The sequence below is a fragment of the Streptomyces sp. NPDC004561 genome, assembly GCF_053602155.1.
Window position 1 is genome coordinate 1 of record NZ_JBSGDB010000424.1, and the last position, 7,646, is coordinate 7,646.

A 7,646-nucleotide genomic window follows, 5' to 3' on the forward strand; every position below is an offset into this window, starting at 1 on the left:
CCTGGCACGTCACCCTGCCGGCGGCGCTGCCCGGCTACGTGGCCGGCATGAAGCAGGGCTGGGCGTTCTCCTGGCGTTCCCTGATGGCCGCGGAGTGTGCGTCTTCGCGCGCGGCCTGCTGACGCACCTGTTCACCCGGATCTACCTGCCGGGCGACCAGGCCGCGCTGGCCGCCGACCCGCTGCTCGCCCGGGTGGGCGACCGGCGCGACACGCTGATCGCCGGCGAGGAGGGCCGGGGCGCCTACCGTTTCGCCTGCCGCAGGAGCCGGACCGGGGTTCCGTACAGCCCCCGGAACGGCCGTACACCGCACAGCGGTCACTGTGCGGTGTACGACGCGGTTCTCCGCCGGCCGGTCCCTCCCGGTCAGCCGCTCTTCTTCCGGGTGAGGTCGTAGAAGGTGGCCGAGCCGGCCGTCACCTTCTTGAAGGTGCTCTGGACCCAGGAGCTGATCCGGGAGGCGGTACCGCTGTTGCCGCCGCCGCCCATGCCGCCGCCGGCGACGAAGTAGTGGATCCTCCCCTCCGCCACGTACGTCTTGAACTGGGCCAGGGTCGGGGAGGGGTCGGTGCCGTTGAAGCCGCCGATCGCCATCACCGGGTCGCCCGTGGACAGTTGGTAGCCGGCCGCGTTCTGGGAGCCGACGGACGCGGCGACCCAGGTGTACTTCGAGGCGTCCTTCTCCAGCAGCTTCCTGGCCTCGGCGGAGACGCTCGTGCCGTTCAGCAGGCCGCCCACGCCACCGGCGCCGCCCATGCCGCCCTCGCCGATCCGGCCACCGCCGGGGAAGCCATTGCCGTTCTGCCGACCCTGCTGGCCCTGCTGACCCTGCTGGCCCTGCTGACCCTGCTGGCCTTGCTGGTTCTGGCCCGGCATGCCCCCGCCGAAGCCGCCGCCGCCCGGGAACCCGTTGCCGTTCTGCCGGCCCTGCTGACCCGGCCGGGTCCCGCCGGGCAGGGCGCCGCCGAAGCCGCCCCGCATGCCGCCCCCGCCACCGGGGCCGCCGCCCGGGCCGCCCATCGTGCTCGCGCCCGCCGGACCGGCCGTGACGATCGAGCCGGTGTGGCCCTGCCGGAGCGTGCTGAGGGTGTAGGCGGTGGGCCCGGCGAGCGCGGCCACGAGACCCACCGCCGCCGCGACGAGCGCGAGCCGACGGGAGATCCGGCCCGCGAAGACCAGGCCGAACGCGGCGGCCAGGCCGCCGACCAGCACCAGCCACCTGAGCCAGGGCAGATAGCCGGAGGTGCGGTTGAGCAGGACGTATCCCCAGGCCGCGGCCGCGACCACCGAGGCGGCGAGGGTGACCGACGCCCACGGCCGCCGCCGCTCCTCCCACAGCAGTCCGGCGCCCATGCCGATGACCGCCGCCAGGTAGGGGGCGAGGGCCACGGTGTAGTACTGGTGGAAGATGCCCGCCATGTAGCTGAAGACCACCATGGTCATCAGCAGCGAGCCGCCCCAGACCAGGAACGAGGCCCGGGTGACGGACGTCCGCCGGGACTTGCGGGTGGCCACGAGCCCCGCGGCCAGCAGGATCAGCGCGGCGGGCAGCAGCCACGAGATCTGGCCGCCGATCTCGGAGCCGAACATCCGGTCCCAGCCGGTCGCGCCCCACATGCCGGTGCCGCCACCGCCCCCGCCCCCGCCCCCGCCGACGCTGCCGGTCTCGTCGCCGTCGAGACGGCCGAGGCCGTTGTAGCCGAAGGTCAGCTCCAGGAAGCTGTTGTTCTGCGAGCCGCCGATGTACGGCCGGGACGAGGCCGGCCACAGCTCGACGATCGCGACCCACCAGCCGCCGGAGACGACCAGCGCGAGCGTCGCCGCGGCCAGCTGCCCGAAGCGCCTGCGCAGCGACACCGGTGCGCACACCGCGTACACCGCCGCGAGCGCCGGGAGGATCAGGAACGCCTGGAGCGTCTTGGCGAGGAACGCGAAGCCGATCGCCGCCCCGGCCCACACCAGCCACTTCGTCCGGCCGTCCTCCAGTGCGCGCACGACGAGGTAGCAGGCCACCGACATCAGCAGGGCCAGCATGGCGTCCGGGTTGTTGAACCGGAACATCAGCGCCGCGACGGGGGTGAGCGCGAGCACCGCGCCCGCGATCAGACCGGCCGCGGGGCTGAACCGGCGGCGCACGGCGGCGTACACGACGGCGACCGTCGCGACGCCCATCAGCACCTCGGGGGCCAGGATCGCCCACGAGTTCAGGCCGAAGACCCGGACCGACAGCTCCATCGGCCACAGCGAGGCCGGAGGCTTGTCGACGGTGATGGCGTTGCCCGCGTCCAGCGAGCCGAAGAAGAACGCCTTCCAGGACCTGCTGCCCGCCTGCACGGCCGCCGAGTAGAAGGAGTTGGCGTAGCCGGAGGCGCCGAGGTCGTACAGGTACAGCAGCAGGGTGGCGGCGAGCAGGCCGAGGAAGGCCGGGCGGACCCAGCGGGGGTCCTCGGTCCGGCCGCGCCACAATCCGCGTACCCCGGGCTGCTCGGACTCGCCGGCCCCGGGGGCCGGCGGGGGAGCGGTCGGGGGCGGCCCCCAGACGGGTGTGCCGCTCGGTCGCTGAAGGGTCATCGGGGCTCCCCCGGGTCGGTGTCGTGAGGGCGCACCGGCTGCAGGCGCACGGTGGCGTCCCCCCGGTCGCCGTCCGCGGCCTCACCGGCGCGGACCTGGGTGGCCGGGTACGGCCGCGGCTCGTACGGCGTGGTCCGGTACGGCTGCCTCTGGTACGGCAGCGGCCGCTCGGGCAGCGGTGCGTACGCGGCCGCCGTCGTGTCGCGGGCCGGCGAGGAAGAGGTGTGCGGGGCGACCGGCGCGGACGGGGCGGACTCCCCCCGGTCCGGGAAGACCCAGGCGCGGAAGAGGAGGAACCGCAGCACGGTCGCCGCGAGGTTGGCGGCGATGAGCACCGCCAGTTCGGTGGAGTGCGCGGGGCTGCCGCCGGCCGCGTTCAGGGCGGCCAGGGAGCCGCTGGTCAGAGCGAGTCCGATACCGAAGACGACCAGGCCCTGCGCCTGGTGCCGGACCGCGCCGCCCCGGCCGCGCACCCCGAAGGTCAGCCGGCGGTTGGCGGCGGTGTTGGCGACCGCCGACACCAGCAGCGCGAGGGCGTTGGCGACCTGGGAGCCGGAGAACTCCCGGAAGAGGCCGTAGAGCACCAGGTAGAAGAGGGTCGACAGGCCGCCGACCACACAGAACCCGACGAGCTGGCGGGCCAGCCCCTGGGGCACGTCGGTCAGCTCACGGTCGCGCGGGTCGTCGCCGAAGGGCCGGCTGAGCCGGTCCAGCGGCAGCGAACCGGTGGTCAGGGCCTTGCCGATCCGCCACACGCCCCTGAGGTCGTCGGTCGCGGTCCTCACGATGTGCACGGTGGAGTCCGGGTCGTCGACCCAGTCGACCGGCACCTCGTGGATCCGCAGGCCCGCGCGCTCGGCGAGCACCAGCAACTCGGTGTCGAAGAACCAGCCGGTGTCCTCGACCAGCGGCAGCAGCACCTGCGCCACGTCCCGCCGGATCGCCTTGAAACCGCACTGCGCGTCCGAGAAGCGGGCCTGGAGCGAGCCCCGCAGGATCAGGTTGTACGCCCGGCTGATGAACTCCCGCTTGGGGCCGCGCACGACCCGGGAGGCGCGGGCCAGCCGGGAGCCGATCGCGAGGTCGGAGTGACCCGAGATCAGCGGTGCCACCAGCGGCAGCAGGGCGTTGAGGTCGGTGGACAGGTCCACGTCCATGTAGGCGAGGATCGGCGCCTCGGACGCGGACCACACGGTCCTCAGGGCGCGGCCGCGGCCCTTCTGCTCCAGGCGGAAGTTGGTGACCTCGGGGATCTCCGCCGCCAGCCGCGCGGCCACCAGCGGGGTGGTGTCCGTGGACGCGTTGTCCGCGACGGTGATGCGGAACGCGTACGGGAAGGTGCGCGTGAGGTGCTCGTGCAGTCTGCGGACGCACGGCTGGAGGTCCTTCTCCTCGTTGTAGACGGGGATCACTACGTCCAGGACAGGCGTTCCGGCGTCTGTGGCCGGGAGGTGCTCCCGCGCCGGCAGGGTGCCGGGAGAAGAGTCGGTTCGCATGGAACCGACTCTCGTCAGGCGCCCTGTCGCACCGATGTGGTGGCACTGTGCTGTGCCTGTGAGTGCGATCGCCGGCCGGTTCCGGGTGCGGGCCGGACGACGGCGGGGGCGAGGGCCGGCAGATGCACGGTGAACACCGTGCGGCCGGGAACGCTGTCGACGGTCACGGCACCCCCGTGCGCGGCCGCGACCGCCTGCACGATGGCGAGCCCGAGCCCGGTCGAACCGGTGGCCCGCGAGCGTGCGGAGTCCCCCCGGGCGAACCGCTCGAAGACGTGCGGCAGCAGGTCGGGCGGGATCCCCTGCCCGTTGTCCTCGACGTCGACGCACAGCCACGGCCCGCGCCGCTGCACGCGCGCGACGACGGTCGTACCGGGCGGGGTGTGCTTGCGGGCGTTGCCCAGCAGATTGACCAGCACCTGCTGGACGCGGGCCGCGTCCGCCGAGACCAGGGCGGGCTCGTCGGGCAGGTCCAGGCGCCAGTTGTGGTCCATGCCGGCCGCGCGGGAGTCGCTGACGGTGTCCACGACGAGCGGGATGAGGTCGGTCTGCTCGAACTGCAGCGGCCGCCCGGCGTCCAGCCGGGCGAGGAGCAGCAGGTCCTCCACGAGGAGGGTCATCCGCCCGGCCTCGGACTCGATCCGCCCGAGGGCGTGCCGGGTGTCGGGGCCGACCTGTTCCCGTCCCCGCCGGGTGAGTTCGGCGTAGCCCCGGATGGAGGCGAGCGGCGTGCGCAGCTCGTGGCTGGCGTCGGCCACGAACTGGCGTACCCGCGTCTCGCTCTGCTGGCGGGCGTGCAGGGCGCCGTGGACGTGGTCCAGCATCCGGTTCAGCGCGGCGCCGACCAGGCCGACCTCGGTGTGCGGGTCGCACTCCGACTCAGGGACCCGCTCGCTGAGGTTCACCTCGCCGGTGTGCAGCGGCAGTTCGGAGACCCGGGTGGCGGTGGCGGCGACCTTGCGCAGCGGGCGCGTGGCGACACCGACGAGCACGAAGCCGGCGATCCCGGCGGCAACGAGACCGGCGGCGGTGACGCTGAGCTCTACGAGGATCAGGGTGTCGATGTTGTCGTCGGTCTCCTTGGTCGGGATGCCGACGTAGTAGGTGCCGTTCGGGCCGGTGACGTACTTCGTGCGGTAACTGCCGAGGCCGGGGAGGTCCACGGTGTGCTTGTTGGCATCACGGGGGACGGCGTTCAACGCTGCGAGCTGCGCCTTGGTCAGCAGCTTGGCGCTCATGGAGAAGTCGTCGTCGGACTTGTGGCCGACCATGCCCTCGGTCGTCTCGCCGTTCTCCACCTGGGCCACGAGTGTGCCGGGCGGCTGCGGGCCCCGGGACACGAACTGGCCGAGTTCGACCGGCCGTCCACTCTGCCGGCCGTCCGGCTGGCTGCCGGGCCCGATGTCGCCCTTGCCCTGGCCGGGCGGAGCGAACTGGCCGGACGCCCGCGCCCCGACCTCGAAAAGCCGGCTGTCGAGCTGGTCGTACAGATGCGTCCGCAGCGCCAGCGTGGTGACCGTGCCGATCACCGCGCACACCACGGCGATCAGCACCACGGACGCGACGACGAGCCGCGTCCGCAGGGTGCGCGGCTGCCCCGCGCGTCGCTTCTGCGTACGCGGCCGCCGTCGTCCGCTCATGACACGGCGGGCTTGATCAGGTAACCGGCCCCACGCCGGGTGTGGATCATGGGCTCGCGCCCGGCGTCGATCTTCCGGCGCAGGTACGAGATGTACAGCTCGACGACGTTGGCCTGCCCGCCGAAGTCGTACGACCAGACCCGGTCCAGGATCTGCGCCTTGCTGAGCACCCGCCGGGGGTTGCGCATGAGGAACCGGAGCAGCTCGAACTCGGTGGCGGTGAGGTGGATGGAGTCCCCGGCCCGCGAGACATCGTGGCTGTCCTCGTCCAGGGTGAGGTCGCCGACGACGAGCACGGAGTCGGAACGCCGGTCGGCGGCCCCGGACCGGCGGATGAGTCCGCGCAGCCGGGCCACGACCTCCTCCAGGCTGAACGGCTTGGTGACGTAATCGTCGCCCCCGGCGGTGAGCCCGGCGATACGGTCCTCGACGGCGTCCTTGGCGGTCAGGAAGAGGACGGGCACATCGGGCAGCTCGCGGCGCAGCCGCCCGAGGACGGCGAGCCCGTCCATGTCGGGCAGCATCATGTCGAGCACGACGGCGTCGGGGCGGAACTCACGGGCCGTCTGGAGGGCCCCCTGCCCGTCTCCGGCACTCCTGATCTGCCAGCCCTCGTAGCGAAGGGCCATGCTCAGCAGTTCGGTGATCGACAGCTCGTCGTCCACCACAAGCACCCGGACGGGGCTCCCGTCCGGCCTCAGCAGTTCGGTGCGCCCCTGGGGCGAGGTCGTGGTCATGGTGGACACCCTGTCGGGGCCCTCTGAGAGCACGCTTTCATGAATCTGTGTTTTTCCTGAGAAACACACAGGCGCCTCTCAGGCAACTGCTGGGAACCGCATCAGGAACGCCCGAAGCCGTGGCTGTGCTCGACCCGGGCGATGTGGATCGCGTACCGCTCGTACCAGTGCTCGCGCCCGCGCCGCTTGGCCGCGAGATGCTCGGGGTGCTGCCGCCACCGCTCGATGCCGGCGAGGTCGCGGAAGTAGGCGACGGAGATGGCGAGTCCGCCCGGTGTGTGGGCGGAGTCCTCCCCGAGGAAGCCCGGGATGTCCCGCACAAGACGGGAGAGGTGTGCGGCGGCCTCGCGGTAGCCGCCGGGGTCGTGATCGGTGCGGTTCGAGGTGAACACCACCGCGTAGTAAGGGGGTTCGGCGAGTATGGGGGTGGGCGGCACGGCCGCGCCCGGGTGATCGCTCATGCCGACCACGGTCGCGGGCGGGCCCGTTCGGCGTCCATGACCCTTGCCTAAAGGGATCCGTGCGGGATCCGAGTCTTTACCCGGACCTCAGAAGAGGCCCTCCTGCTCCCGGGTGAACTCCCGGACGGGGAAGGTGAGTCCACCGGCCGGGCCGCCGCTCTCCGAGGCCGACGGCACCAGCTCCCATCCGCTCATCAGCCGGGTGTCGAGCACGACGACCCCGCGACCCTCGACCGCCAGATGCAGATCGGGTCCCGCGGCCGCCACCAGCTCGCCGTCCACGGCACCGCCCGGGACGAGCTCCACCACCTCACCGAAGGGGGGAGGCGCCCCGTCGATCCCGAACGTCCCCGTGTGGTCCACGACTTGGCAGGGCTCGGGACGCAGGGACTCCGGCCACCCGGTGAGCGCGACGGCCCGCGCGTGCAGTTCCCGCACCTCGCCGGCGCGCTCCGCCGCCGAGCCGGGCAGCGCCGACCGCACCGCCCGCTTCTCGGCGTACGGAATCCGGTCCGGCACCCGCAGCGCGGCCCGCAACAGCTCCTCGGTGCGCCGGGCGGCCATCAGCGGACCGGTGCCGAGCCAGCTGAAGCAGACGGCGCCCTGCTCCAGCAGCCGGGCCGGGCCCCGCTCGACGGCGGTGATCCCGACCTTGACCATGCCCGGCCCGAACCACGCCAGGTACACGCGGTACGGCCGGGGATCGTCGGCGAGCGTGTCGGCGGCCACCGAGTGCGCCCG

Annotated in this window: 6 protein-coding genes and 2 pseudogenes; 2 read left to right on the forward strand and 6 right to left on the reverse strand. The window is 73.0% G+C overall.

Going from position 1 to position 7,646, the window contains the following annotated elements; all coding sequences use genetic code 11:
- Both ACWEN3_RS36415 and ACWEN3_RS36420 read left to right on the forward strand, forming a co-directional pair.
- A pseudogene (locus tag ACWEN3_RS36415) lies at positions 1 to 107 on the forward strand (ABC transporter permease); the annotation flags it as partial.
- Positions 95 to 277 (forward strand): annotated as a pseudogene (locus ACWEN3_RS36420) (protocatechuate 3,4-dioxygenase subunit alpha); the annotation flags it as partial. The pseudogenes ACWEN3_RS36415 and ACWEN3_RS36420, both read left to right, overlap by 13 nt.
- Before the next feature lie 89 nt (positions 278 to 366).
- Here ACWEN3_RS36420 and ACWEN3_RS36425 read toward each other — a convergent pair.
- From ACWEN3_RS36425 to ACWEN3_RS36450, 6 genes are all read right to left on the reverse strand, one after another.
- Entirely contained in the window at positions 367 to 2,571 is a 2,205-nt protein-coding gene (locus ACWEN3_RS36425; RefSeq protein ID WP_452979987.1) for an ArnT family glycosyltransferase, read from the reverse strand.
- Complete coding sequence (locus tag ACWEN3_RS36430; RefSeq protein WP_452979990.1) at positions 2,568 to 4,067, reverse strand: glycosyltransferase; 1,500 nt, start codon at positions 4,065 to 4,067, stop codon at positions 2,568 to 2,570. The genes ACWEN3_RS36425 and ACWEN3_RS36430 overlap by 4 nt, the downstream gene beginning before the upstream one ends.
- A 14-nt stretch (positions 4,068 to 4,081) precedes the next feature.
- Positions 4,082 to 5,707: a HAMP domain-containing sensor histidine kinase gene (locus tag ACWEN3_RS36435; protein ID WP_452979993.1), complete on the reverse strand. Its 1,626-nt coding sequence runs from the start codon at positions 5,705 to 5,707 to the stop codon at positions 4,082 to 4,084.
- A complete protein-coding gene (locus ACWEN3_RS36440) occupies positions 5,704 to 6,444 on the reverse strand; it encodes a response regulator transcription factor (protein ID WP_452979996.1) in 741 nt (246 codons plus the stop codon). Before ACWEN3_RS36440 ends, ACWEN3_RS36435 begins: the two co-directional genes overlap by 4 nt.
- A 101-nt stretch (positions 6,445 to 6,545) precedes the next feature.
- Positions 6,546 to 6,905 carry an antibiotic biosynthesis monooxygenase family protein gene (locus ACWEN3_RS36445; RefSeq protein ID WP_452979998.1) on the reverse strand — a complete coding sequence of 120 codons (360 nt, stop codon included), beginning with the start codon at positions 6,903 to 6,905 and terminating at the stop codon, positions 6,546 to 6,548.
- An 87-nt stretch (positions 6,906 to 6,992) separates the two neighbouring features.
- Positions 6,993 to 7,646 (reverse strand): DUF2797 domain-containing protein (locus tag ACWEN3_RS36450; protein ID WP_452980001.1); only part of this gene is annotated, 654 nt, incomplete at its 5' end.

Excerpts from the sequence above, each read along its gene's own strand:
- ACWEN3_RS36425 (WP_452979987.1), bottom strand. The coding sequence starts at position 2,571 with ATGACCCTTCAGCGACCGAGCGGCACACCCGTCTGGGGGCCGCCCCCG.
- ACWEN3_RS36430 (WP_452979990.1), bottom strand. The coding sequence starts at position 4,067 with ATGCGAACCGACTCTTCTCCCGGCACCCTGCCGGCGCGGGAGCACCTC.
- ACWEN3_RS36435 (WP_452979993.1), bottom strand. The coding sequence starts at position 5,707 with ATGAGCGGACGACGGCGGCCGCGTACGCAGAAGCGACGCGCGGGGCAG.
- ACWEN3_RS36440 (WP_452979996.1), bottom strand. The coding sequence starts at position 6,444 with ATGACCACGACCTCGCCCCAGGGGCGCACCGAACTGCTGAGGCCGGAC.
- ACWEN3_RS36445 (WP_452979998.1), bottom strand. The coding sequence starts at position 6,905 with ATGAGCGATCACCCGGGCGCGGCCGTGCCGCCCACCCCCATACTCGCC.